The sequence below is a fragment of the Hahella sp. HN01 genome (assembly GCF_018986435.1).
In the GTDB taxonomy this organism is placed as follows: Bacteria; Pseudomonadota; Gammaproteobacteria; order Pseudomonadales; family Oleiphilaceae; genus Hahella.
The window spans coordinates 152,480-179,270 of sequence record NZ_JAHMIN010000010.1 but is presented as its reverse complement, the minus strand read 5'-3'; the positions used below and the strand labels follow the sequence as shown (position 1 = coordinate 179,270).

Genomic DNA, 26,791 nt, shown 5'->3' with positions numbered 1-26,791 from the left:
TATGACAGATGCACTGCTCTCCGCCGAACTGGCGCAGGTTTGCATGATTGCGGTGTTTATGGCGATCAGCCCCGGCGCGGACTTCGCCATGATCACCCGCAACAGCCTGTTCTACTCCCGTCGCGCCGGGTTGCTCGCTGCGCTCGGCGTCGCCAGCGCCACCTGGGTGCATACCGCTTACACCCTCGCAGGACTGGTGGTGCTAATGGCGAGTTCAGTCTGGGTGTTTACGGCGGTGAAGTGGGCAGGCGGACTCTATCTGATTTATATCGGCTGGAAGACCTGGAAAAGTCGTCTGGAGATACCTCAGCAGCATACTCTTCCAAACAACGCAAAGTCAGATTGGGCGTATTTCCGGCAAGGCTTCATCACCAACGCCACCAACCCCAAAACCACCCTTTTCTACCTGAGTATCTTTACCCAGGTAGTGAACCCGGACACGTCACTGGCGGTGCAGTTACTCTATGGGCTGATCATCAGCCTGGCGCACGGTCTCTGGTTTTCAGCGTTAGCGATCGGTATTACGCACCAGCGGGTGTTAGAGAAGTTGCGGGCAGGCGGACGCCATATCGGCCGCGCGCTGGGCGGCGCTCTCATGGCGATGGGCGTTGGTCTGATGGCGTCTCACCGGTAAGCCATCGTCTCATCCCGGGTGGACAGCGCGGCTTTCCTCCGGCGCCTGCTCCCGGTCCGTCATGCCGTAGTCTCTGACCACCGCAGCCACCCGCAGCCGATAATCAGAGAATACATCCGCCCGGCCGCACTGCTGCGCCATGCGGTGCTCCACCTGATTGCGCCAGACTTTCACCGCCTCTTCATCCCTCCAGAAAGACAGGGACAACAGTTTTTCCGGCTGACTCAGACTTTGAAAACGTTCGATGGATATAAAACCGTCGATGGTCTCCAGTAGCGGTTTAAGGTCCGCGGCAAGTTGCAAATACTGGGCTTTTCGATCCGGCTTGGGCTCCAGTTCGAAGATAACAGCGAACATCAGCCCACCTTCCCAAGCGCCTGAGCGCTCAACTTCAACAGCGTATCCGGCGCTGCAGTGAGAAACGTGCGACGTTCCTGCAGAATGAATTTATGCGCCTGGGCGAACTGAAAATTCTCCCTTCCGGCGGGATCGCTTTTCAGGCGGGTCCGATAGGCTTCATAGGCGGCCAGACTCTCAAAACCAATCAGTCCGTAGGCGACATAGTTGGTCCCTTCGTGGGGAAGGAAATAGCCAATCAGCTCCCCGCCGCACTCTGGGATGATGCGCCCCCAGTTTTGCGCATAGGTTCGGAATGCCTCCAGCTGGAACGGATCGATGTTGTATTCAATAAAGCAGATCAGATTCATGGTCGTTGTCTCTGTTTGGGTTTTCCGGCAGTCTAACTGCACCAGGAAGCCATGCTTCGACGCCCATCGAACTGTCAGTGAACCTCTCATGTCGAACGAACCGCATTTCAGTCCAGACGCGGACAGAAGCCAGACCCCGGACATAAACCAAGCGCCAGACATAACAAAAGTTGCCGCCCTTATCGGCGACGCCGCCCGCGCCAACATGCTCATCGCCTTGCTGGGAGGGAAAGCGCTGACCGCAACGGAACTGGCTGCTGAAGCGGACATCACCGCCGCCACCGCCAGCAGTCACCTGAAAAAGCTGACGGACGCCCATCTGGTGATCGCGCAAAAACAAGGGCGTCATAAATACTTTCAATTACGCAGCCGCGAGATCGCCGAGTTCCTGGAAACGCTGCTGAATGTTTCCGCCGCCGTGGACCACAGCCGCACGAATACCGGTCCGAAAGATCCAGCGCTGCGGCATGCCCGCGTCTGTTATGACCACTTGGCGGGAGAGATCGGCGTCAGCCTGTTGGACGCCCTCAAAAGCAGCGGCGTACTGATCGAACAAGATCAGCAACTGCTCCTGACCCCAGGCGGTCGTGAACTGTTTAACTCATTGGGCGCGGATGTCGGCAGTCTGGAGAAACTGCGTCGACCGGTATGTAAAAACTGTCTGGACTGGAGCGAACGCCGACACCACTTGGCGGGCTCACTCGGGCAATGGGTTTTGCAGGATATTCTCAACCGGGGCTGGGCGCGAAAAGACCTGGATTCGCGAGTGATCCGATTCACGCCTGAGGGTCTGCAAGCCCTGCGCAAACGCTACGCGTTAACACATCAGTTCGCCTGAATTTCCAGGCTGGCATAAAGCTTGTAGTGTCTTAAGTGATCATCGCTCTCACCTATGACAGATGGAGGCACGCTATGAGCAAGCAATCGAAGGATAAACAAGCGAACGCCACAGCAAACAAAGAGAAACAGAAAGAGATCGACGCCGTCGATGAAACATCGGATCAGTCCTTTCCCGCCAGTGATCCGCCCTCTTTCACGCCAGTGGATCACTCCGGCCCGCCTCAGCATGAAGAAGACGGTAAAGAGAAGTCCAGGAAGAAAAAGTCCACGGCGAATAGCGCCGAGTCCTGATGTTTCCCCCTAAGACTGATTTGTAATTCTTACATGCATGACCATGAAAGGTAGAAAAGTTACTGGAGACGGACCTCGCAAGGTCCGTCCCAGGAGCCAGGGATACGACGTATTTTTCATAGTTAGTAGATCGTGATGCTTCTGGGCATTTCCATGTAGTTATTGCTTTCAACCGATTCTGATATCGCATTGTTGGGGTCCACTATGAACCCGAGCCAATAGGTTCCCGGCGCCACGGTTGTGGGGATATACAACGTGCGGCTGAATGTGCCGGTAAAGCCTTGAGAACCCCAGGCGCCATAGTTGGAGCCTAGATAGGTGTCTCCTGTGCTGATGTAATTATTGGTGGACAGATAGAAGCTGATATCAAAAGTCTTGGTCGCCGTGCTTTGGTTGCTGAACGTGAACTGGATAGTGACGTTCGAGCCGCGATAGGCGTATGTCGGACTGGACACCAGCCCCGATGTGCCTGTACCTGTGTGTTTAAACACGGAGCCGGCGATATCGGTTTCTGTGGTGTTGTCGGGGTAGATCACCCGTGAGCCAAGACGGTCATCCGCCAAAGGGTCCCATTCCTTGTAGTGGCCAAGTGGGCCGCTATTCGGGTAATAGGAATTCATGGTGGCCATCCAGCGGTCTTCATGCAGTAGCCCTAGAGCATGCCCTAGTTCGTGCAGAGCGACGCTTTCAAAGCTGTAGGGCGATCCCAGATTGGCGTAATTCAGGTCTCCCAGGTTCCAACCGATATTGTTATTGAAACCGATATCGGTCTCATCGATGCCATACTGATAGCCGAACAGCCAGTAACAGTGGTAACGGGTCAGTGTCACCGCCAGGGTGCCGCCTCCCAGACTGTTATCCAGATAGACTTCATTACGCCCGTTATTATCGTTATGACTGCCATCGGTGTCGCGATTGACGTAGTACAGAAAGCGGGAGCCTTTAACGTTATTCCAATGCCACATAGCATTCTGCAACCGCGAATCCCAGGTACTGCCGGCAGGGAATGAGGTGGTGCTGATATACATCGTGGTTTGGTTGCCGTTCCACTTGATCGCATTACCGTCGCAAGTGCGGTAGGTATAGGCTCCGGCGAACGGCGCCGCCAGGCAGAGAGTCGCCAGCAAAACCAGCCGGACGTCGCTCAGCCCCGATAGAAGTTTGTGAATAGCTTGACGATACATAGAAAGTCCTCCTTCTAAACGTACCTGTCTTCGAATAGCCGCTCGTGACTGGTTTGCGCGTAATGCGCATGATCAGTCCCGATCCATGGACGACCTTGCCCCTTGATGGGTTCTGCGGGGCAATGCGGAAGCGGCGGACTCGTCGCTCATGCTGTTGGCGGAGGCGGCGGAACCGGCATCACGGGCCTGACGTTCAAGCGCCTGCCCCACTTTCACGGAACGCAATTCCTGAGCGAACGCACGAGATTGCGCCTGGCTCCGCACCATGCCAAGAAAGCGTTCGGCGCTCATCGGCTCGCCTTTGGCTTCCTGCGGCGCCAGCATCGCTGCGCCACTATCAGAACGACCAGCGCTGGCTTTGCCTTGTGCGCTGCTAGCGTTGGCCAGATGCTCCGAATTGGCGATTTGCGCGCGCTGAGCATGACGGTTCGCCTTCAGAATTTCGCCTTTCTTGCCGACGCCATAGACTTCATTGCCAACCTCATCGGTAACGATGGCGGCGCCGCGATCATCATTCTGCAAACGGAATACGCCCTGCCCCCAGCCAACCAGAGGCACCATGCGCTGACCGTTGCCTTCAACAAACAAGACGACCCGTTCGCCAGCGCTGAACTCAGGGCTGCCTTCAACGTGCAGACCGTTGCGGCCGTCATAACCGCCGCCCATCATCAGCGTAAGTTCACTGTCGTGATAGACCCCTGCCAGGGTCTCAACGTCCGCCAGGCGGACATAGGTGTACAACTGCCGGTCCTCAGCCCGTTGCGATACGACTTCCTTCACCGTTCCAACCACTACGCCCTGCGCCTCAGCGACCAACGAATTAAAGTCTTTGTAGATTAACGTCGTCGCCTGCGCGCCGGCGGCGAACATCAACGCGGCCAGCCATGGAAGGAGCAACAGACCCGCACCTGAATTTAGGAGTAATTTCTTCATTTCCAATCTCCTTTTTAAGAAATGAGGTGGGAGTTACTAGCAGAGGGCATGGGGCCCTCACAGGTGATAATAGCTCTCGTATAAATCGTGAAAAGTGCAAAAATTTTGGCGCCCCTGACTTTCTCCGACAGACGCAAAGGCGATTTATCCAAGCTTTTTAAGATGGTATTGCACCAGCTGGCGGGAGATGCCCAAGACTCGCCCAAGCCCTTTCTTGGAGCCCGTGACGGCGGTCGCCATTCTGAAAATCAGCGTTTCAATTTCCGCAGTCAGTTTCTTTAAATCCAGCTCGTTATAGTCGCTGTAAAGAAGCGGACTGACGATGCGATTGATGCTGGAGGCCAAAGACGTCGGCGCGGTTACCGTCTGCAGCACTGCCTGTTCGAATGTGCCTGGATCAAAGGGTTTGTCGATGACGTAGGAAAAGCCGCAGCGCATCGCCTGCACTGTGTCGGCGCGGGAAGCGTCCGGGGCGATGCCAAGAATAAAAGGCGCAGCGGGAATCAGTTCCGCTTCGCTAAGCAGAGGCACGATGTTACCGCCTTCCAGAACGAAGTCGATCACCGCCAGTACCGGGCGCCACTCCAGTATTTCCCGGCGGGTTTGCTCTACCGATGCGGAGGTGTGTATGTCCGCATGAGGCGCCATTTGCGCCAGAGTATGCCGCAGCCTGGCGCGTAAAGTCGGGCTCTCCTCGGCCAACAATATTCGATTGATTCGCACACTCAGCGTCATCCCGACCGCTCCTGCCAAAAGCAATGGACTCAGCGGGAAAAGAAGCGATTCAACCTGTCCCTGTTAACGCCGGGCCTCCCTGTCGCATCCGGAGAGCGCCGCAAAACTATATCTCAAACACACAACGGTATATCAGCGGAGCGGCCTCCCCGTTTCGCATAAAATTCGAAATCGCTCACAGGCTTCCCCTGACTTAAAGTCTACGACTGCGCCCAAAGAATAGGCATCCCGCGTTATGGGTAAACGATGGTTTAGTCTCGCCGCAACAATAAGCCGGTCACACCTCACAACCTCTATGCATCCTACAACTGTAGGATTATCAGATTGGCTGATGTCGATGAGAATACGTCCTCCTTCGTCTTCATACAGGCATTAGCAATGGGTGAAGCTTACGAAGGGGATAGGACATCCAACAGGAAATTATTCAATATGGAAATAGGGTATGGATCATGAATAATAATACTCTCATCAAGGCGCTAGCCCTCTCGCTTCCGACGCTTATCAGCCCCGATGCATTGGCCTTGGCCAACTGCGCCAGTGACTTTCAGTTTTCAAAAGATCACAACCTTCCAGATAATGTGGTCTCTCTCCAGATCAGCGCCTCAGACTTTAGTTCTCTGGCTTCCAAGGACTTGAGGGGGGCCGTGCTTGCGAATATCAACAATAAAGTATACGAGTGCTTTCAAGACGACTTTCACTTTGTAAACGTAATTAGAAACTTGGACCGAAATGTAAGCGACGGAGCCAATCAAACTAACTACCATCGACTTGGAAATTCGAATACCCAACTCGCCACTATCTTTTATCCTAATCGCAGCAACATCGCTTATGGCGCCAGTCTGCATGAAATAGGTCATACCTGGTCCAATCGCATTGTTGAAGCCAACGATCTCCAAGGCAAGTCCGTGGGTGGACATTGGGGGCTTTCAGACGCTAACGGCGCAGTTGGCGGCTTCGATCCAGACAAACTCACATTCTCATCAGGCGTCTATCGCTATGCCGACTCCAGCATAAATACACAGTGGGGAACGAACGCAATCCCGTACTCAGACCTTGAGTTGTACATGATGGGCATAATGGATAAAGCATCCGTTTCCCCTCTTAATGTCTACAGAAATCCACGCAATGTATCTGTTGGCTCCGACGCCATTACTTTCAATGCCGACAGGCACGTTTACTCTGTCGAGGATATAGAGGAACTGGCGTTCAGCAAAGTCAACGGATTTACAGGATCAAGCGCCAACAAATCCTTCAGGTCCATTCATATTGTCGCCACGGTCAGTCCACTAACCCAGTCAGAGTGGGAAGAGGTCAGCACTCAGGTGAGCTGGTTCAGTCACCCCGGAGATGACAGTATATTCGCTGATCAACTAGGCGATAGCGCAGTTGAAAGACTCAATAACTTTTGGGAAGCCACCAAAGGAAAAGGGAAATTAAATGCGGAAGGTTTATCAGACTTTCTGCTCGGCGCAGGTAAAACCAACCCACCCCGCGCCTCTCGCAAACCTGTCAATATATGTTGGACAGGCAGCACAGATGAATATGACGCTTACATCAATGAGTCCGTCAACGAATTAAATCAAAACTATAATCAAAAGTATGGCTTCAGACTGAGCTGCGGTCTTGATAGCGATTCATTCGGGATGCTGAATATCAACGCTGGCGCTTCATTTCAGGTGTCTCAAGCAACGATAGATAAGGTCAGCATCAACACAGATACAACTGATTCTGCCTGCACCCAAAAATGCTACAAAAATCAGGTTAAAGAACTCATTTTTAAAGGCCTTGCAGTGATAGGGTCACTTAAAAGTGAATCGCCTGAGAAAGTAACCACCAAGCATTACCACAACTGTCAGTTAAAGGACGACGCCTCTGTTTCCTGCTGGGGAAGTAACTCATTCGGCGGAGCGGACGCGCCTTTAGAGAGCTTCAAACAGGTTACTGTCGGCAACTTCCACTCTTGCGGGATCAAATTAAACAACGAAGTGCAATGCTGGGGTTATAACGGTAACGGTCAAACCCAGCCTATTCAGGGCGTCTACAAAAATATTGTCGGCGGCGACTATGCAACGTGCGGCATTAATAACGATAACGAGACAGTTTGCTGGGGAAGACTCAGTTACCTACCGCCGCAGAAAACGAAGGTGAAGCAGCTTAAACTAGGCTCTTATCATAGTTGCGCCATTATGTTGGATGACTCTATTCAATGCTGGGGCAGCAACTTCAGCGGTTCCGCAACGCCTCCTGCCGGTAAATTTTCCAAACTCAGCACGAATTACTCTCAGAACTGCGCAGTAAGCTTTGATGGAAACATCACATGCTGGGGACAGAACAACTATGGTCAGACTAACTCCCCTGCCGGAAACTTCGTAGACGTATCTATGGGCTGGGGCCACGCATGCGCTCTTCGCGCCGATGGCGCAATTAATTGCTGGGGCTTAAATGAAGACGGCCAGGCGACGCCGCCAAATCAAAGTTTCACCGAAGTTCACGCCGGCATGAGACACACTTGCGGCGTTACGTCTGAAAATACGGTCCAATGCTGGGGCAGAAATGCTGATGGCGAGACTAACGTTCCACTTTAACGCATAAACACCATCCCACTAAAACAGAAGATCAGTTGCAGGTGCGACTGATCTTCCCAAAACAATCCACTATGGAGAACAAGAAGTTGCAACTAATACGGAACATTAGCCTGCTTATTGCCGGCGCTACCATGGCTTCAGGATCAATGGCGGCGGAGTTAGGCGATGATGTGAAGTTGGTGGATATCACCAACCAGAGCGTTTTCAGGCACAGTGGTTATTGGCTGTGGCAAAATCCCTTGCCGGTTGGCGCCAGCGAGCTGGATATTCAGGACGCCACGTTTGTCTTGAGAGCAGGCTTGGCGGAGAGTAACTGCTACTCTTTTGAATCAAAAAACTATCCGAATCACTTCATCCGTCACACCGGCTCAAGATTACGCATCTCCCAGAGCGATAATTCACAGCCATTCAAAGAAGACGCCACATTTTGCTTTGGCTCCGACCAAACTCTCAACGCGTTTAATTATCCCAACAGCAAGCTGACGGTGAACAGCAAAAACGAGGTGTGGATCTCCGGCGATTACAGCCACAGCACCTTATTGCGACTGCGGGAGAACAGAGAATCGCAAGCCTGCTGGAACGGTGTGACCGGTCAGTTCAACAATGTATCGGGCAATAACGCCCTTAACCTGGCCTGCCAGGCCCAGTTTGGCGCAGGCTCCGCAATGAAAGCCGCAGGCGCCGCCAGCTACGTCTGCGTCACGCCTGGAGGCGCAACTCAGTCGATCAATTACAAGCCTTGCTCTTCCTCCTTGTCCGACATGCTCCTGAAAGCGGGATGGCGCTCCTACAAGTATCTGGATGACATGTCCGAAGGCGACAAGCACAATACCCTGATCGTGGAGCTGTACAATCGCAGCGCCGACGATATCGTCAGCCTGCAACAGCGCAGCGACGAGGACCTTGTCGCACGCGGAGAAACATATTTGTCCCTGCTAAACAGAGTGGGCTACGGTGAGAAAACAAGAATCGAACAGCTCACCACGGATCAGCAGTATCAGGAACTAAACGGCGACAAGGCCGACTATCTTGCGCAACACTTGCCGGTGGCGAGAGTATCGCAACTTCCCCTGGCGCAACGTCAGGCGCTGATTCGCGATAACCTGCCCATCTGGATATTGCATGGTTCCGAGGATTACTATCCGAAGGCCTTCCAGCAATATTTATCCGCAGACGTGAAGTTCGGCCGCGCCGACGGCGTTTACTACAACCTGCGCGCGTGGGTGGACAAGCGCCATCACGATAAAAACGGCTCCCAAAACTCCGTCAGACCTAGCGAAAACAGAATCAACTCCAATATATTCGTGGATAGAATGGGAGACCGGAGCGACGTCAATGTCTCCGCCATGGCGCCTCAGGCTGCGCCCACCTACACCACTTATCTCGAAACCCAAAGCGGAGAAGTCTGGATCCGGTATTTCCTGTTCGCAGGCTACAATGACACGTCCGCCACCAATCCAGGCAGCGCAATCAAAGGCAATCATTTTGCGGACTGGGTGCACGTTTCTGTCAAATTGACCAATCAGGGCGGGCAATACCTTCCGGCTGAGTACTACTTCTCTGCACACGCAGGCGGCGAGCATTTCGCGGCGAATGACGGCCGGCTGACTTTTTACGAAGCCAACCTGAACGCCAGTGCGCCCTCATTGAAAGAAGTGGGCTTTGACGCAGCGACTCAGAGCGGAGAGCATCATGTCGGCGTCTACCTCGCACTGGGAACCCATGAGGCTTACGCGCAGGCGGGCAACCATAGCTTCCTGGACGGAGCCAGCACTTTCTGGGATATCACGCAATTCGGCTCCCTGATTATTCCATTCGCCGATGCGCTGCCCAATAACTCCAGGTACTCCTATCACCCTTATCCGACCTGGGATATGAGCAGCCCGATGAATAATCCTTATTTCCAGTCTCACACTGCGACGCCGGAACAAGCTCAAGTGCATTGGCTGCAAAAGGTCCCTGAAGTCATCTTCGGATCAAGCGACCCCAACCATCAGGACAGCTTTATGCAGATATTCACGACGAAGTACAAAGCGAATGAAAGCGAGAGCAACCGCAGGGCCATCCAAAACTGCGGACAGGATGACGGGCTGTTTGAAAATAACGAAAACTTCACGGCTAAAAACCCGATCGCGAAGATTTTTGAATGGGGCGGAAATTTCAATAACTAAGACGTTTTCATAACTCCTTGTTCGCCATTAGCTCTTTGAGCCAGCCTTGCAGCGGAGCTAATGGCGCTTTTTTGGGACTACCTTTTCTTCTCCTGTGACGCGACTTCCTGCGTCCAGCGATCCAGCAAGCGCTGCCGGTTTATCCCCGCCCACTCGAAATCCAATGGCAGCAGTTTTACATCCTGCAATTTAATCTGCTGACTTTGCTCGCTATACAACTTGCTGTGAGTGGGTATGCGATCGCTGCCTGCGCTTGTTATTAAAGACTGCCCTTCCCAGGAAAGCGCAAAGTCGATAAACGCCTGCGCCTTCTGCAAATCCTGGCCATCATGTTTGATGATGCTCAGCCCGCCAATTTCATATCCCACGCCTTCAGGAGGAATGATAAACGCCACATCGCCGCCCTCGATGGCATTCACGACCTCATGGTAAAAGGTAATGACGATGCCGATCTGCCCTGTCGAAACGCGATAGGTCTGTCCTTTGCCGTAATACTCCACGTTCTGATGCAGCGCTTTGAAATAATCGAAGGCGGCGTCTTCTCCCATCAGGGCGATCATGCTGATCAGGGTGGTAAAAGCCGTGCCCGAAACCAGAGGGCTTTTCATCCCGATCATGTCGCGATACACAGGATCTGCAAGGTCCTTCCATGTTTTAGGAATCGGCGCGCCCCTCTCCTGCAGGAACGGTTTGCTCACGACTATTCCCAGAATGCCGCCATACAATCCATTCACCGTTCCCTCCATAAAGGGGCCGCCCAACAAAGGCTCCAGCCTGGTCGTTTCCGGCGAAACATAAGGGACCAAATATCCTTCCGCGCCAGCCTGAATATGCGACCCCAGACTGCCGCCGAACCAGATATCGCCACTACCGGAATGCTGCTCGTATTGCAGTCTGGCCATCGCCGCGCCGCTGCCGCGCATCTCAATGATGTCCACTGGTATTCCCGTTTTTCGGGTGAACGCATAACTCACCACGTTCGGGTATTCGGATAGCACGCTATATAAAATCAGAGGCTTAGTTGCCGGATCAGTTTGACTTGCAGCGTTAGCAGGAAGGTCGGCGCCTTGCGCGAACGACAGCGGCGCGAATAAAACAGTGAGGGAAAAAAGCCGCCGGAAATGGCGACATCTGTTGGCGAAATCCATTGCATGACCACGTGTATCGACCGTCGAAACTCAACGCTTCCAGTGAGGTTCCGGAAACAACATCCGCCGCTTTCTGCAATACGAATCAGACAGTTAAGTGCTGCCGCAACAGAAAGAAATACGGGTAAGGAAGGGTAAGGCGCCGGGAAACAGGTTGTCAAAAGAGGAGAAGTTAAAAGACCAAGCGGTTCTCAGTCGATAATGATGCCGCGCTTTTTCGCCGCCATCACCGCCTGCGTCCGATTCTCCACGCCAAGGTGGTCGATAATGTCGGACACATACTGCCGAACGGTGATATCGGAAATGCCGAGGTTCCTGGCGATTTCTTTATTCGATAATCCCTGAGTCAGGTACTCCAGGGTTTCAAGATGACGAGGCGAAAACGACGGCAGTTGATCATGACATTGCGTCACTGTCACCAGTTCGCCGCGCAGTATCGCCAATAAGCCTTCCTGCATTTCATGCTTTTTGGCTGATTTGGCGATAAATCCATTCACGCCCAACGCCATGACGTTCTGCACGTTAGGCCCCATTTCCAAGGCAGACACAACCACTATCGGCAGCAACGGATAAGCGCCGCGCAACTGCTTCACGCCATCCAGGCGTTGCGTGCCGGGTAGCTGAATATCCAGAATCAGCAGGGACAGGTCCGGGTGCAGTATGAGCTGCTCGCTCGCCGTATAAAAGTCAGACGCCTCCACGATCTTGGCGTCCGGAAAAATTTCCATAACCAAATGCCGCAGGCCGTCTCGATACAAGTCATGATCTTCGGCGATGAGTATTTTTGAAGCCATCATCAGGAATGTTCTCAATAGTCCCTTAACATGTAGTCGCGCGGCGCGCACTCCCCGCCAAGCACAATGCGCGCAGCCTAGTCTAAACCCCTCCTGATTCATATCCTGCAAATGTAGGATATCCTGCCTGCGTCTCTTATTTATCCGACCAACCCGCGACAGTGCTTATACAGTTTCTGATTGCCGCTGGTTTTGCGCATGCATCAACAAGGAGCGCAACTGGGCTGGCGCGACAGGTTTGTATAGCATGAGCAACCCCATCTTCGCCGCTTCCTGCATGCGCGCCACCGAAGTGTCTCCTGTAATCAGTGCCGGCGTAAACGGCGTTTGCAGCCGCCGCGACATCAGTTCAATCGCGGCCACGCCGTTCTCGCCATTCGCCAGCTCCACATCCGCAAGCAGCAGACTCGGCGCGCTGGAGAGCGTATCCAGCTTATCGTCCAATTCCGCCAGACTGCTCGCCAGCACAACGTCACAGCCCCACCCTGTCAGCAACGCTTCCATCGCCTGCAATATCTCCTGATCATCATCCAGTACGATGACCAATTGGCGCGCCGGGACGCCCGCCAGCTCCGTCTGCGCGTCAATGAAGGGCATTTCCGGTTTGGCGACCCGCGGCGCTTCGAGCGTAAAGATAGAGCCTTTGCCGGACTCCGATTGCAGACTCAACGGGAGTTCCAGCAATTTCGCGGTTTTCTCCACGATGGATAAGCCGAGCCCTAACCCATCGCTGCGTTTATCCAGTTGCACAAACGCTTTGAAAACCTCCTGCTGCTGCTCTCGCGTCATCCCCACGCCGTTGTCGCAGACCTGAATAAACAGTTTGTCGCCCCGGCATCGACACCCCATCAGCACCTTGCCGCCCTCGGCATATCGCAAGGCGTTGGTCAGGAGGTTGCGTAGCATGCGCTCCAGCAACAGTGAGTCTGTATGAATATAGGCGCCGCAATGGGCGACGCGCAGCCGGACGCCCTGGGCTTTCGCCTGAGCGCGGTACTCGCCCTCCAATGTGCTGAGCAGGGAGTCTACGCAAAACGTCTCTTTATTCACCGTCACCGCACAGGCCTCCAGCCGCGCCATGTCCATCAGGGCGTTAAACAGTTTGGTCAGGGAGTCGTGGGAGGACTTGAGTCGACGCATATGCTTGGAGCCGGTTGCGTCCTCCACATAAGGCTCCAGCGCAGAGATAAACAGTCCCATGGCGTGCAGGGGCTGGCGCAGATCATGACTGGCCGCCGCCAGAAAGCGGGACTTCGCCTGATTGGACGCTTCCTCCGATAGCATAGCCTCCCGCATGGCGTAAAAATAACGCTCGATGCGGCGGATATCATCCTGCTGCTCGTCGCTCTTCGCTCCGGCGCCTTGTTGCTCCAACAACTCGTCCCCCAACAGCGTCAGCTGCTTTATCGGGCGGGTAATCACCCCGGAGTAGTGCCAGGCGACGACGCCAATGATAAAGATCACGCCAATGACGATAGCCAGCCCAACGCCCAAGGTGGCGTACATCTCGTTAAAGATGGGCTGGCTGGGTATCTCCGTCACCAGCGCCCAGGCTTCGCCATAGACGTCCACCGGCGTGGAAACTGCGAGCACCTGGGCGCCATCATAGGACGCATACGCCTGTCGCACGCTCAGTCCGGCTAAGGCAGAGGCAACCGCCGGGTTATCAATGTCGGCGGGGCGCTCGCTTATCCGCGTCAAGGCGGAATGCAGTCGATGATCCGGCGCAACCAGGTACGTCTCGCTGAGACCGGCCAGATGCGCAAACCCGCCCAGCAGCCGACAGACGCTTTCATTGCTGTATTGCAAAACCACCACCCCCACCAGTTCGCCGAATTCAAACAAAGGTTTGGCGACATAATTCACAAAGTGGTCTCGGCCAGGATAGGGATAAAATCCGGTGAACACGCTATCCGTGGCGAGGGTTTCAGTGTGAGCGGTTACTTTCTTGAATATGCTCGTCAAACCGGCCTCAGCACCGGTTGAGTATCTCCCTGATTTAAGGTCTTCACCGAAATAGACGCCTTTCTTTACCGAGTAGACCACCCGGCCGCGTCGCTCAATCAGGTACATATCGTCAATGGCGAAGCGTTCGCTGAAGGCACGCAGACGGGTATGGAAGTCGGCGTGGATATTATCGTAATAGGCGCGTCGAACAAGACCGCCTGCTGACGTCGATAACGATGGCGCGCTGGAAGGCCCCTCCCCCGCCGCGCTCTCAGCGAACATGGACTTCAGGATCTCCGTACGCTCACTGTCGTCAGAGGTCAGATGCATGACCCCAATGCTGAATTCTTTCAGATAATGCAAAGCGGGCGTGTTATTTTCAGACATTCCATGACTGGGGGCCTCACCCACAAACACCTGCGCAGTCGCCACCCGTTCTTTGAACAGCTCCGACACCTGATTGCGCTTTACATCCTGCACAGAAGCCAGATGCTCGTATCCCTGCGCCGTCATATTTTCCGAAAAGGTAAACGCGAGGATCGCCGCAAACAACAACAACGGCAGCACGCTCAGACTGAGGCAGACCAGGATAAGCTTGCTGCGAACGCTCAGGTTCCGCTGAGCAATCAAAGGAAGCGCCATCTCAGCCCTACAGCGCCTGGCGCTCCGGACTGGCGCGCAGGATCAGAACGAAGGAAAAGGGGAAACATTTCTGTACAGGTGAAATAAATGGCGTCTTTCAACATCGTCAAACCAGTCCATTTTAGTGGTGCGCGCGATTCCTGCGCTGTTCGGCGTAGCCTGGATCGACAGTCAGACAGACTGTCAGGCCAAAGCGCCTATCGAATTGATCTTAATCGTTTTTTCTCACCTCCGGCAACATACCGACGCCAATGGTGTGAACGGTTACGACAAGTACGCTTTGTAGTTTTGCAGATAGAACGTCGTCATGCAGGAGTCCGATAGAGGAAAGCGCGTTGCATTCAGCGCGTGCAGGACATCCGCTATCAGAGAAGGCGCGATGGACATAGTGTCGCCAGTACTGCGGTAGGGTTCTGCGCAAACAAGGGCGAGCAACTCCAGCAGACGCTTTTCCGTTGCCTGGCAAGGCGCAGGATTAACGAAAAAGAGACCACAGATGGCAGACAGAAAGGCTCCCTCTTTTTCAAACAAATTGATGAAGTAAGGTTCATCCTGATTCTTGCTCTTAGCTTTCGCCTCCACGAGAAGATCGTTGATTCGGCCGATCAATGCGTCATCTATCTGCGGTCTGGCGTCCGCCAGCGCGCTTTCATATTTGCCAATCAGGTCGGCATGCAGAATCGGTCGGTCTGAACCGGTATACAGGTAGTGGTCAGCGACCTTTTGCAGCAATGCGTCAAAGTCGGACAGGTCCTGCTCGTCCACGGTGATAACTTGAGAAGGTTCGAACACTTTATCGAACAGGTCGTCAGCGATGGTTTGTTTGGCCAGAGCCACACTCTCCGCTTCATCCAGGTCCCAACTCGCCGCGACAAACGCCACAAAGTCATCGACTGTGTTCATCGTGCGCAACTCCGCGCTGACGTCTTTCAGAGCTTCGACGTGCGCCTCCAGGTAGAGGTCAGGGAGGAGCGAGAGAAGACGCTCGGCGGTTTCCCGCTCATCCGTCCCTGCATCCGCGTCTTCCGACGCATCAAAATAGTCACGACAGATTTCATTAAACAATACGCTGAATTCTTCCAGCTCATCATTGCCTTCCGCCCGAATGGAAAAGTCATCTACATTGAATTTGCGTCCGCTAAAACCCAGTAAATCTGCGGCGGAGTGACTCTCACTGCCGGTAAAGGCCTGATAGCCAGCCAGATTATTTACGCCCACCACACAGTAATAGTGATGTATGCGCACATCGATAATGAACGCGTAGATATCTTCGTTATAAGGCGACGGTTTGATCTTCGCGATCAAGTCCAGCAAATACCGGCGCAGGGCCTGCCGATAGTTTTGTATTGTTTCGCGCAACGCCTGTTCGCTTTGCATGAGTCGCCTCCAAACGTTTTATCTATGCCCTATCGGGACTTTGCGGAGAATACCGGTTCGTCAATAAAAGTGCCTTTGCACTTGGGACATTTGCCCGGCTTTTTGACTCGGGAGCGGTCTTCAAATACATAGTCGCACTTGCCGCAGCGAGCAGGTTCAATGTTCAGAGAACCGGTCTTCTGCAAATGCTCCAGATGACCATAAATTTCTTTTTCGGATTTTCCTATCAGCTTTGATAAAGAGCCGACAGTAAAAGCGCCGTCCTGCAACACGGACATCAGTTCCCGCCTGACCGTTTCATTGCGTTCTTGTGGAATGGGGGTCTTTGATTTCATGGGTTCCATGCATTCAATTGGCAATCGCCACTGCGCCTGTCATGAAGCGCAATAAGTTCGTCATTACTTACACTTACACAGGACTTCATCGTGCTCAAATGAGCAATAATGAACCAGCGACGCCCCTACTTGGCCTTACCGGCTTCCAGAATCGGCAGCCCGGCTTCAGTGGGAATATAAATCCGCTCACCATTCCCGTCCTGCAAGCCTTTAATCCAGACGTAGCGCAGATAGGCTTCATTGTCTTTCAGTGACGCGCCGATTATTTTGTTGGCTTCGGCGGCGGCTTTGGCCCTTTCAATATCCGCCTGCCCTTCGGCTTTGGCGCGCGCAATCGTCGCCCTGCCTTCCGCTTCGGCCAACGTGACTTGAGCTTTCGCCTGCAAAAGCGACGCCTGTTCCTTGGCTTTGGCTTCTTCTATCAGAATCTTCTTGGTCCATTCCGCTTCCCGCAGCGCGGCTAAGCCGTCCGCCTCCATTCTGTAGATTTTGTACTTTGGCCATCCCCATAACGCCAGAAGAATGAACGCCACAAATGCGAAAGCGAAAAATATCAGAGATCCTAACGCCAGTGCTTGTCGGTTTTGATACATCTAAAAACTCAAGTCCAAAAAAGAATTGGGCGTCATGTTATACGGAGATCAGTCCCCGGCCAACTCTTTCAGCTCCACGTATGAGTAGTAGGTCCCACGACCGCCACTATGGTCGATCCAAACGCCGTCTCCGACGGAATCAAACTCAATGGTGAAACCTGAGCCTTCCGCGCCGTTAACCTGAAGGAGGCCAGCAGTAGGCGCGTGGTCAACGACACCTGACACTTGCTGTCTGGTCATAACGCTAAACCTCTTGTTATCAATCATTGAACCGCTGACATAATAGGACTGGCTGTAATTGTATTCGCCATATTCTATGTTCATCGCCATTTTGATGTCGCCGATAGTGACGCTCTTGCCAGTATAGTGGTCACGCAAACTCACACTTCCACTCGTATTGGAGTTACTCCTTGAGCCATGATCATAACTGTCGCCAGCAGTCGATAAGGCTCCATTCAAGGTAAAATCGCCGTCGTCACTACAGTTATCAAATGCAAAGGTTCCCGAAAAAGTAGTTGAGACGCCACCGTCATTTGATATTGAGGTCATATCCATAGTGACCGTACCATTGTGCTCGCAACTAACAGATAAACCGCCTCCCGTTGTATTGCGCTCATACAGCCCATCGTCAAGCGCCTCAAAATACTTCTTTTGCACCGGAATGGCCGCAAAATCAGACGCATCATCGATACCGTTTTCTAAACCACCAGTAAAATCAGCGGCGACAACAATGGCGGCTATCTTCGGCGCGTTTTCACTATTAATTACCAACGTGTCTGCAGGCTGACTATTACTGGAACCGCCACCTCCGCCACAACCAAATAACGAAACAGAGAGCGTAAAAAGACTGCCAGCTAAAACTTGTTTATTCATAGTTATATCTCTAGAACTCTTGGATTCTTCCACATTGAATTAAAAGATGATAGAGAGCTAACAAGAAGGTGATCAACTCTCACGCCAAGCATTCTAAACAGATACCTAATCGATAAACAAACCTTATAATTTACCCTTGTTCAGTTTACATTCAGGTTTCTTTATTAATGTATATAAAACGCTAAAAAATACATTACATTTAGCCTATAAACCCTTTATGAATAATAGAAATAAATGGCGACTCCGCCAAAAAATGACAGCAGCTTCATTCCCAAGAAGCCCAGATACTGAGCAACACCAACGCCACCTCGGGTCTTTACCAAATAGTACGGTAAAGTAAACGGCCACAGAAAAAATATGAATGCATGAAACTCGAATGGCGCTTTAAAGTATTGTCTCTTGGGGTCCTTGGATACCCAAAGAGCAACTAGCGATGCAAACACCAGGCTCCACACAGTGTCTGTTGAATCTGAGACATCAACGCCTTGTAGATTCAGATACGCTTGAAAAAGCGCGTATAGAATGGATAAGGCAATCAGCAGCGCCAATATCATGTTGTGGATTTTTTTCATTAAACTTCCCGTACGCTTTTAATCCGATCCGCCACAGGTTGGCGTTCCTCCTGGAGCATTCCCAGTTGGAGAGAACCCTCTGATATTCACCTTGAAATCTATATCCCCAGCGAAAAACTTGTCCGCCAACTCTTTGCGGACTCTCTCGTATTCCTGTTCTGGAAAGTGCTCAGTGAAAATAACCTCAATATTTTCCTGAACGGCAAACAACGCGACGGCGTAATGAATATACTTGCCTGACAAGCCGTATTTGGAAATCGCTGTCGTAATCTGTCCAACTGTATATTGAGGACCGCCGCCATAATCCTTACGCAATACGGACGGCAGCACTCGCAAGTATTTATTCAGTGCACGGCGCTTAAAAAAACTGCTTAACATATTAGTCCTTTGGTAGATCAACCTGTTTGAATTATTACTGAATAGCTTCAGCATAATGTTTAAGCGCAGACAGTCTACGTTCAGCGCTACGACCAAATACAAAGTTAATCACTGGCGTCACGATATAACGCAGCCATGATGGGGCGCCAATGATGTTATATTTAAAGGTCACTTTACTGCTGTCGGGGGATATTTGCTGGAATGTCCAGGAGCCGGCGAACTTTGCAAACGCCCAGGGGCCGCGCACCATTTTTATCGCGACAACGGATGGGCGTTTATAAGAGACATACTCTACGGTCATGGTGAAACCGTTTTTCGCAACGATTTCAAGCTGCAATCCCTTTGCAGGCTGTGTCCCATTTAAAAAGCGATAAGATTCTGGAAACGAGTCCCACGCCAAGCGTTTACTGTAATCCTGACTGAGGTCAAACAACATCTCGGTAGACGCCTTTATTTCCAAACTCCGCTCTATCATATATCACCGCACAAGATTGATGCGTACAGCCCGCGGCTCACCCGCCGCGCCATCGCCTTCCCGGCAATTTTCCTCTGGTCGCAAGCATCTGTCTCATTTAAAGTAAGAAGGCTTTCCATCATTCCGACAGATTTCCCGGCGATAAGGAACTTCCGTGAAGCGCGCAGTTGTTCGCCTGATGGGTAAGCGCCGTACGTATAACTATTAATCCTATAGCTTTCAAGAAGATTACTCCTTTAATCAGGCTAAAATCCTAAAAATGGAGCCGCCATGGACGATCAATGGATAAATAGAGAGGAATACCCTTTCACATCGCACTATATTGAGCTCGGACCCGGACGCATGCATTACGTCGACGAAGGTCAGGGCAAGCCTATTGTCATGCTGCATGGCAATCCCACGTGGTCCTTTCTGTATCGCAACATGATCAAAGGTCTGTCTGGACAATATCGCTGTATTGTCCCGGATCATCTCGGCTTCGGCCTCTCCGACAAGCCACGCAACTGGTCCTATCTGCCGCAAGATCACGCCAGGAATCTGGAGACTCTGATCAGGCAACTGGACCTGCAGGACGTCACGCTGGTGGTGCAGGACTGGGGTGGCCCTATCGGTCTTTCCTACGCTCTGAACAACCCTCATAACGTGCGCCGGCTGGTGATTATGAACACCTGGATGTGGTCCGCGCACGGCGATGTTAAATATGAGACCTTCAGCGCCTTGATGGGGGGACTGCTCGGACGCTTCATGATCAAACGCTTCAATGTTTTCGTCAGCGTATTGCTCAAGCAGGCAGTGCAGAAAAAGCTGAGCGCAGATGTCTACAAACACTATTCGGAGCCGCTGAAAAACCCTGCGGAGCGCAAAGGCTGCTGGGTGTTTCCCAAGCAGATCATCAAAGCGGACGAGTGGCTGGAAGAGCTCTGGGAAAAGCGCGCCAACATCGCCGACATTCCTGCGTTGTTATTGTGGGGGATGAAAGACTTCGCCTTTCAGGAGAGAGAGTTGCGCACCTGGATGCAGTTGCTCAACCATCACACTGCGGTGACTTTCGATGACGCGGGCCATTTTCTGCCCGAGGACAAGGGCGCGGAGGTTTGCCCTCTCATCGCCGACTTCCTGCGGGACGCGGAGCCGACGTTTCAGCGTGAAGCCAGCGCTCCAGCGCCAGCGATCTAGTTAGAAATGAACCACCACCGAAGGAGTCAGGGCGCAGACCGCCCTGGCTACCCGCGCTTTTCCTGCAACGCTTTCTCCAACCTGTCGCACAACGTCTCAAGCACCGTTACTCGGGCATGTCGTTTGCTGTTGGCGGGAACCAGCGTCCAGGGCGCATAGTCCGTACTGGTGCGCATGATCATCTCGTGGGCCGCCTGTTCATAAGCGGGCCATTTTTCTCTGTTGCGCCAGTCCTCATCCGTGATTTTGTAGCGCTTACGAGGCGTTGCCTTACGCTCTTCAAAACGTCTTAGCTGTTCTTCCTGATCGATATGCAGCCAGAACTTCAGCAGCACATTACCGTGATCGCAAAGCTGCTCTTCAAAATCATTAATCTCTGAATAAGCGCGACGCCATTCGTCTACGCTGGCGAATCCTTCCACACGCTCGACCAGCACCCGTCCATACCAGCTACGATCATAGATAGTGGCGCGCCCCGCCCGCGGCACATGTCGCCAGAAACGCCACAAGTAATGATGCGCTTTCTCCTCATCCGTCGGCGCGGCGATGGATATAACTCTGGCGATGCGCGCATCGACCGCCTCCATAATACGCCGGATAGCGCCACCCTTCCCCGCCGCGTCCCAACCTTCGAACAACAAGACGGTAGAGACGCCCTGGTGATAGGCGCGCCAACTCAGACTGTTCAACCGCGTCTGCGCCAGCGCCAGTCGCTCTTCGTATTCCTCCCGCGACAGGTCTACGGAAAGATCAATCTGGTTCAGCACGGTTTCTGTCGGAAAGTCGCCGGGAGGTTTTTTGCCGGAGGCGACCTTGATCGTTTCGACCTCTTCCTGCTCCTCAGCCAACCGCTTTTCCAACGCCTGCAGAATCGTTTTCGCCACCATGATATTGCGGAAGTAGTCATCCTCGGACTCCACCACGATCCATGGGGTTTCAGGCTGGTCGGTCAGGCGCACCGCGCGCTCGGCGGCCTTGATGTAATCGGAATACCGTTCGTGCAACGCCTCGTCCAGTTCCGACACCTGCCAGCGGCCGTGTTTGTCCTTTTTCAGCTCTTTAAACTTGCGCTTCTGATACGCCTTGGAGGTGTGCAGCCAGAACTTCAGAATCAGCGCGCCGTCTTGAGCCAGCATACTTTCAAGACGATTGATGCGCAGCATATGGCTGTCGAAGTCGACCTTGCTCTGCTTTTCAAGAGAGCGTTTGATCAACTCCCCGGTATACCATGAGCCATAGAACAGGCCAAAGCGCCCACGGGCGGGAAAGGTGCGCCAATAACGCCAGAAACGGGGCCGCTCCGCCTCTTCATCCGTCTTGGGACCAAAACCGGTGACTTCCAGCCCCCGTGTATCCAGCCATTGATTCAGCAGGTTGACGACTTCGCCTTTGCATGTGTTGTCGACGCCTTCCAGCAAGATATACACAGGCACGCCCGCATTGACCAAGGCGAACTGCGCGAACAACAGCTTGTCCCTGTAATAAGCCGCCTGCTTCTTGTAGTCCTTCTTGTCCAGCTTACGCCCCAGCTCCACTGCTTCAAACATGCTACAACCCTCTGATTCCCATACCCTTTACGGCGCATAGCGGCCGTCGCCTATGTGTCCTTTAACTATAGTGGATTCAGGGACAGGGAGTCGAAAAAGTCTGCATTCAGGTGGAGGTCGCATTCAGCGGCGTCTTGGTCTGTGCCTGAGGCAGCGTCTCAGACGGCGCCGACTCGGGAGGACCAAATAACGCCCTTAATCTGCCCCCCAGAGTGAGCCCGGGAGCCCGGGCGTCACGCCACATGTCCCGCCACTCATGAAAGGTCAGAAAGAGCGGATTGTGGCTGCGCACCTGTTTTACCACGCCATATTCACAAGGCGACTCTTCCCTTTCCGCAACAAAGGTGCCGAACATTTTGTCCCAGATAATCAGAATGCCGGCGAAGTTCTTGTCGATGTATTCCGGATTACGCGCATGGTGCACGCGATGATGGGAGGGGGTGTTAAAAACAGCCTCCAGCCAGCCGAGCCGCTTCACCACCTGGGTATGAATAAAGAACTGAAACGCTAGGCTCAGCATCACCATTGTTACGGCTTGCTGTGGCGTAAATCCGACCAATATAACTGGCAGCCAGAACAGCCACATACCGGAAACAGGATAAGTCAGGCTCTGCCGGAACGCAGTGGAGAGGTTCAGGGACTCGGAAGAATGGTGCACGACATGGGACGCCCACATCCAGCGAATGCGATGGCTTCCTCTGTGAAACCAGTAGTAACAAAAATCCTGCAGCACAAACAACAGGATGAAACTCCACCAGGTAGCGGGGATGTCAAACAGGCGTATCGCGAAAACCGCATCGTACACATAAATCAGCACGATGGCGGCCACCGCCTCAGCCCCCTCATGCATTAACGCCAATGCTGCGTTGCTGAGCGTATCCGGCCAAGTGTACCGCGCAGACGGAAACTGCTCCCCTCGTCCGTTGAGATACCACGCCTCCCAGGCAATAAAACCGAGAAATACAGGCGCTAACGCAAGTAATAAGTATTGAAGTTCAAACTGCATCCGAACACTCCGTTAAGTCCATACATAACCGGCCTGCGCCAGTGTGGACATTTTCTGTTGCGGAGACAGTTTGATTATAGATGTTTCACGCCGAGGTTATTGACCTGAGACGACAGCAGATGATCGCGGTGATCAGAACTGGATGAGCGCAGCGCACGGCAGGGGCGCGCTACCCTTGCCGCTCCATTACAATATCCTGACTCGCGGTCCAGTCCGCGACCGAGCCGTCGCCCAAGGCCACCGCCATCAGGTCCGGGAACTGGTCCGGCGTGCAGGCGAAGGTGGGGACATCCAGACTGGCGAACTGTTGCGCCAGACGTTTATCAAAGTACGGCGCGCCGTCATCATTCAGCGCCAGCAAAGTGATGACGTTAACGCCGGCGTGTTTCAGCTCCGCCACGCGCTGCACCAGTTGCTTCTGGTCGCCGCCTTCATACAGATCCGTGATCAGAATGAACGAGGTGTCCTGCGGCTTGGTGATTTGCTGCTGGCAATAGGTGACGGCTTTGTTGATATCCGTGCCGCCGCCCAGTTGCACGCCGAATAAAACATCCACCGGATCCTGCAGTTTTTCCGTCAGATCCACCACGGCGGTGTCGAACACCACCAGCCGGGTTTTCAATGCAGGAATGGACGCCATCACCGCCGCAAAAATACTGGCGTAGATCACACTCGACGCCATGGAGCCGGACTGGTCCACACACAGCATCACTTCCTTGAGCGCGCTCGGTTGCTTACGCCCGTATCCGATCAAACGCTCCGGCACGATGGTGCGATATTCCGGCTGATAGTGCTTGAGGTTCGCCCGAATGGTGCGCGCCCAGTCGATATCCGCATGACGCGGGCGCTGCTTGCGCATGGCGCGATTAAGGCTGCCGCGAATGGCCTGCTCGGTGTTGCTCTGCAACTTGCGCATCAACTCTTCGACAATCTTGCGCACTACTTGTCGCGCAGTCTCCTTGGAGCGCTCCGGAATCAGATGACCTAGCGACATCAGATTGGCCACCAGATGGATATCCGGCTGCACCGCTTCCAGCATCTCCGGCTCCAGCAACATGCGCTCCAGATTCAGACGTTCGAAAGCGTCTTTCTGCATCACCCGCACGACGGAGCTGGGGAAACGCTCGCGAATATCTCCCAGCCAACGCGCCACCTTTGGCGCGGATGAGGATAAATCCGCGCCACGCTCGTCGTCAGAGCCATACAGTGCGTTGAGAATCTGGTCCAGCTGCATATCCTCGGCGCTCATCGACGCGTTGTCCTGATTATCGCCGCCGAGCAACAGCCGCCAGCGTCTTTCTCGTTCGGAAAGCAGAGTCATGAGGATGAGTTCTCCGTATCATTATTGGCGCCGAGGCCAAGCAGGGTTTCCAGCAAAGGCAGCATGGCGTTCACCCGGCTGTAGTCAAAATCAGGGTCAGCAATAATCCCCGCGGCGGTCGCCGTGGCGGAGCGAGATTTGCGTTTCAGGTTCGCCCGCTCGCCATTGGCGAAGCTGGAGAACGTCCGGCGCAGCAACGGCAGCAACAGCATGAAGCGTTCTTCCGGCAAGGCGCATAAATAGGCGTCCAGCACCGTCCACAAGCGGTCGTCGTGAATCAACAGCAATCCGGAACCTTCCAGCAGCCCTTCAATCCAGGCCGCAGCGTGAGCAGGCTCTTCCGCCGCAGACAGCGCAAAGGACAGCGCATTCGCGGCATCCTCGCCACTGATCTGATCCGCCCCCAGCAGCAATCGATAACAGCGCCCCAGAATCACGCCATTCACCTCAGTTTGCCGCGCCAGGCGAGACAGCTCTCGCCACCACTCAGAAAGACGCTCTGCGTCCGCATAGAGCTTGAGAGCGTCCGAAACGTCCGCGATCAGTTTGGCGTGCGCCTTGGCGGCGTCCTCATCCACATTGCGGCATTGATACACCAGCCCGATATTGATGCGGGCGCAGAAGCCTTCGATGACATGATGCAATATCGACGTATCCGCACCGCGCACATCGCCGTAGCGCACGATGTTCACCAGTCGCGGCAGCGCCGCCATCAGCTGGTCCACATCATTAACCGTGGCGGCCTGCTGTTGCAGGAAGATAATCGCATCCTGAATGGCGTCCGGCAGGTCCGCCAGCAGCAGTCGATCCACCCAGGCGGTGATATCGCTTAATTTGCTGGCGTTGCGCAGCTGTTCCAGAGCGTATCCCATGGCGGCGGTGGCGATGTTATTGCCCCATAGACTCTGTTCAATCAGGTTGAGTTCAAACTCAGGCTGCCATTGCAGACGCCAGATTTCTTTAAACGTGCCCTTGCCGCTGCGATCGCTGACCAGACGCGCCCACTTCACTCCCAGCAAATTAAGCCGATGAAATAACGCGGAGCGCAGCTTGCCATTGCCTTTGCGCAGATCCAGTTCAAGATCTTCCTCCACCGTGGACACTTTCAGGCGCAAGGACTTCTGCTGGGCCTGCAAGTCCGCCTGCAGCGGCGTCTTGGGTAAATTCTCCGGCACGGTTCCAATGCGGTCGCCGACCAGCAACTTGCGTTGCAACAACGCAAGCGGAGCGGCGTCGCCGAAACAGAACAGGGTCTGGATGGTTTCATTCATTTCATCCAGGCTGGGCTGCGGCTTTTCCCGCAACGCCGCCAGCGTATCCGCCATGCGCACCGCTTCGATGACGCTGGAAGGCGCCACGTCAAAACCTTGCTCGCGCAACTCCCGCGCCGCCCGGGCCAGCCAGGAAGCCGAGATGCCGTCACGGACAGGCGCGCCGTTTTCTCCCTCCCGCACCGCGTAACGCCAGATATGCTCATACCAGCCTGGGGCGTCCACCCCTGCGCCGTAGCCGCTACGGTAACTGATACGGTCGTAGGTCCAGGGAATCCATGTGGCGCTCAGCTTGATTTTGGGCAAGCCTTTGATCAGTGCGTTGTCGTCTTTGACGGCGACCTTCCGCACCAGCGCCGGGACGTGCCAGGCGCCGCAGATTACCGCGATACGCTGAAAGCCTTCTTTCTCTGCCTTGCGCACCATCGAGCGCATCCAGGCTTCGCGACGCGCCTCCCTATCACTAAGCTTCTGTGCGGAGGCTTCTGCGCGCAACGCTCCCATGGCGTCCGCGATCGCAGCGAACACTTCAGCGCCCTGGCTGTGCTGCTCCACTACATGCTCCCACCAGCGCTCGCCGTCGGAGAATCCTGCCGCCGCCGCCAACGCGTCGAGAGGATCGCCGCTGAGGGCCAATGAATCGATACTGGGCTCGCTGTCCTGTTCAGAGCCGTCGTTTTCGTCAGTCAGTGCTTCCGCCGCAGGCGCATCAGTTTCCGCCTCATTCTGGCTCGCAGGGCTTTCATCCAACGCCTCTGCGCTCTGTTGCTGCGCCATCTCCCGCTCGGCCGCTTCCGCAGCCGCCGCGGCTTCCTGTCGAGCTTGCCGCGCCAACGCCAGACTGTGGGTTTGCGGCAGGTCTATAAAACGCAACGGAAGATTATTGCGTCGCGCAAAGTGCATGGCCTGCCATTCCGGCGAAAATTCCGTGAATGGATAGAACACGCTGTCGCGGTAGTCATCGCCGGCGTATATCAATTGCGCCACCGGTGGCTGCAACTGCTCGTTGTGCAGGTGCTCCAACAATGGCTCCGCTTCCTGCGGTCCCTCCACCAGCAGAATCTCCGGCTGGAAATCCACCAGCGCCTTCAACATGCTGGCGGTGGAGCCCGGCCCGTGATGGCGGATACCGAGGTATAAAATCTTGTCGTTGATAAGCATGCTTCGCTTGTCGCCCTTTATTGGCGCGCGCCTTCAAGCCATCATGGCTCCGCCGCAAATAGCAGCGCTTGCTTAAGGCGCGCGTTCGTCAGACC

At 53.9% G+C, this 26,791-nt stretch carries 25 protein-coding genes; 6 read left to right on the top strand and 19 right to left on the bottom strand.

The annotated features are described in order from the left end of the window. The first annotated feature begins 1 nt into the window (after position 1). Positions 2-634, top strand: a complete 633-nt coding sequence (locus KP814_RS12160; RefSeq protein ID WP_216737024.1) for a LysE family translocator — start codon at positions 2-4, stop codon at positions 632-634. Positions 635-643: 9 nt separating this feature from the next. On the opposite strand, the gene KP814_RS12155 is transcribed toward KP814_RS12160, so the two are convergent. Together KP814_RS12155 and KP814_RS12150 are read right to left on the bottom strand one after the other, a co-directional pair. Next, complete coding sequence (locus KP814_RS12155; protein WP_216737023.1) at positions 644-991, bottom strand: antibiotic biosynthesis monooxygenase; 348 nt, start codon at positions 989-991, stop codon at positions 644-646. Continuing rightward, positions 991-1,341: an NIPSNAP family protein gene (locus tag KP814_RS12150; RefSeq protein WP_216737022.1), complete on the bottom strand. Its 351-nt coding sequence runs from the start codon at positions 1,339-1,341 to the stop codon at positions 991-993. Before KP814_RS12150 ends, KP814_RS12155 begins: the two co-directional genes overlap by 1 nt. An 88-nt stretch (positions 1,342-1,429) precedes the next feature. Here KP814_RS12150 and KP814_RS12145 point away from each other — a divergent pair, with 88 nt between their 5' ends. After that, positions 1,430-2,179, top strand: a complete 750-nt coding sequence (locus KP814_RS12145; protein ID WP_216737021.1) for a helix-turn-helix transcriptional regulator — start codon at positions 1,430-1,432, stop codon at positions 2,177-2,179. A 74-nt stretch (positions 2,180-2,253) separates the two neighbouring features. Next, positions 2,254-2,472: a hypothetical protein gene (locus KP814_RS12140; RefSeq protein ID WP_216737020.1), complete on the top strand. Its 219-nt coding sequence runs from the start codon at positions 2,254-2,256 to the stop codon at positions 2,470-2,472. 122 nt (positions 2,473-2,594) lie between these two features. Here the strand turns inward: KP814_RS12140 and KP814_RS12135 are convergent, their stop codons facing one another. The 3 genes from KP814_RS12135 to KP814_RS12125 form a co-directional block, all read right to left on the bottom strand. Next, the gene (locus tag KP814_RS12135) at positions 2,595-3,656 is read right to left on the bottom strand and encodes a matrixin family metalloprotease (RefSeq protein WP_216737019.1); all 1,062 of its coding nucleotides are present in this window, start codon (positions 3,654-3,656) and stop codon (positions 2,595-2,597) included. Positions 3,657-3,728: 72 nt separating this feature from the next. After that, positions 3,729-4,589, bottom strand: coding sequence for a hypothetical protein (locus KP814_RS12130; protein ID WP_216737018.1), 861 nt, complete (start codon positions 4,587-4,589; stop codon positions 3,729-3,731). A 144-nt stretch (positions 4,590-4,733) separates the two neighbouring features. After that, on the bottom strand, positions 4,734-5,324 hold the full coding sequence (locus KP814_RS12125) for a response regulator (protein WP_216737017.1): 591 nt from the start codon (positions 5,322-5,324) through the stop codon (positions 4,734-4,736). A gap of 449 nt (positions 5,325-5,773) precedes the next feature. On the opposite strand from KP814_RS12125, the gene KP814_RS12120 reads away from it, so the two are divergent. Continuing rightward, positions 5,774-7,909 (top strand): hypothetical protein, encoded by a 2,136-nt coding sequence (locus KP814_RS12120; protein WP_216737016.1) that lies wholly within the window; start codon positions 5,774-5,776, stop codon positions 7,907-7,909. Positions 7,910-8,040: 131 nt separating this feature from the next. After that, positions 8,041-10,080, top strand: coding sequence for an AbfB domain-containing protein (locus tag KP814_RS12115; protein ID WP_216737015.1), 2,040 nt, complete (start codon positions 8,041-8,043; stop codon positions 10,078-10,080). 77 nt (positions 10,081-10,157) lie between these two features. On the opposite strand, the gene KP814_RS12110 is transcribed toward KP814_RS12115, so the two are convergent. From KP814_RS12110 to KP814_RS12065, 10 genes are all read right to left on the bottom strand, one after another. Then, positions 10,158-11,228 carry an ABC transporter substrate-binding protein gene (locus KP814_RS12110; RefSeq protein ID WP_253938320.1) on the bottom strand — a complete coding sequence of 357 codons (1,071 nt, stop codon included), beginning with the start codon at positions 11,226-11,228 and terminating at the stop codon, positions 10,158-10,160. A 191-nt stretch (positions 11,229-11,419) separates the two neighbouring features. Continuing rightward, positions 11,420-12,025: a response regulator transcription factor gene (locus KP814_RS12105; protein WP_216737013.1), complete on the bottom strand. Its 606-nt coding sequence runs from the start codon at positions 12,023-12,025 to the stop codon at positions 11,420-11,422. 162 nt (positions 12,026-12,187) lie between these two features. Continuing rightward, positions 12,188-14,611, bottom strand: a complete 2,424-nt coding sequence (locus KP814_RS12100) for an ATP-binding protein (protein ID WP_216737012.1) — start codon at positions 14,609-14,611, stop codon at positions 12,188-12,190. Between the two features lie 264 nt (positions 14,612-14,875). Continuing rightward, positions 14,876-15,988, bottom strand: a complete 1,113-nt coding sequence (locus KP814_RS12095; RefSeq protein ID WP_216737011.1) for a hypothetical protein — start codon at positions 15,986-15,988, stop codon at positions 14,876-14,878. A gap of 29 nt (positions 15,989-16,017) precedes the next feature. After that, entirely contained in the window at positions 16,018-16,323 is a 306-nt protein-coding gene (locus tag KP814_RS12090; protein WP_127973163.1) for a transcriptional regulator, read from the bottom strand. A gap of 125 nt (positions 16,324-16,448) precedes the next feature. After that, positions 16,449-16,916, bottom strand: a complete 468-nt coding sequence (locus KP814_RS12085; protein ID WP_216737010.1) for a hypothetical protein — start codon at positions 16,914-16,916, stop codon at positions 16,449-16,451. Positions 16,917-16,964: 48 nt separating this feature from the next. Then, positions 16,965-17,789 carry a hypothetical protein gene (locus tag KP814_RS12080; protein ID WP_216737009.1) on the bottom strand — a complete coding sequence of 275 codons (825 nt, stop codon included), beginning with the start codon at positions 17,787-17,789 and terminating at the stop codon, positions 16,965-16,967. A gap of 215 nt (positions 17,790-18,004) precedes the next feature. After that, a complete protein-coding gene (locus tag KP814_RS12075) occupies positions 18,005-18,361 on the bottom strand; it encodes a hypothetical protein (protein WP_216737008.1) in 357 nt (118 codons plus the stop codon). An 18-nt stretch (positions 18,362-18,379) separates the two neighbouring features. Beyond that, positions 18,380-18,739: a DUF6559 family protein gene (locus KP814_RS12070; RefSeq protein ID WP_216737007.1), complete on the bottom strand. Its 360-nt coding sequence runs from the start codon at positions 18,737-18,739 to the stop codon at positions 18,380-18,382. 34 nt (positions 18,740-18,773) lie between these two features. Beyond that, entirely contained in the window at positions 18,774-19,214 is a 441-nt protein-coding gene (locus KP814_RS12065; protein WP_256446003.1) for a type II toxin-antitoxin system RatA family toxin, read from the bottom strand. A gap of 270 nt (positions 19,215-19,484) precedes the next feature. Here KP814_RS12065 and KP814_RS12060 point away from each other — a divergent pair, with 270 nt between their 5' ends. Further along, positions 19,485-20,390, top strand: a complete 906-nt coding sequence (locus KP814_RS12060) for an alpha/beta fold hydrolase (RefSeq protein WP_216737005.1) — start codon at positions 19,485-19,487, stop codon at positions 20,388-20,390. A 47-nt stretch (positions 20,391-20,437) separates the two neighbouring features. Here the strand turns inward: KP814_RS12060 and pap are convergent, their stop codons facing one another. From pap to KP814_RS12040, 4 genes are all read right to left on the bottom strand, one after another. Beyond that, on the bottom strand, positions 20,438-21,937 hold the full coding sequence (gene pap, locus KP814_RS12055; protein WP_216737004.1) for a polyphosphate:AMP phosphotransferase: 1,500 nt from the start codon (positions 21,935-21,937) through the stop codon (positions 20,438-20,440). A gap of 106 nt (positions 21,938-22,043) precedes the next feature. Further along, positions 22,044-22,943: a sterol desaturase family protein gene (locus tag KP814_RS12050; RefSeq protein ID WP_216737003.1), complete on the bottom strand. Its 900-nt coding sequence runs from the start codon at positions 22,941-22,943 to the stop codon at positions 22,044-22,046. Positions 22,944-23,112: 169 nt separating this feature from the next. Further along, positions 23,113-24,264: a VWA domain-containing protein gene (locus KP814_RS12045; protein ID WP_216737002.1), complete on the bottom strand. Its 1,152-nt coding sequence runs from the start codon at positions 24,262-24,264 to the stop codon at positions 23,113-23,115. After that, positions 24,261-26,696, bottom strand: a complete 2,436-nt coding sequence (locus KP814_RS12040) for a DUF5682 family protein (RefSeq protein WP_216737001.1) — start codon at positions 26,694-26,696, stop codon at positions 24,261-24,263. The genes KP814_RS12045 and KP814_RS12040 overlap by 4 nt, the downstream gene beginning before the upstream one ends. Between the last annotated feature and the right edge of the window lie 95 nt (positions 26,697-26,791).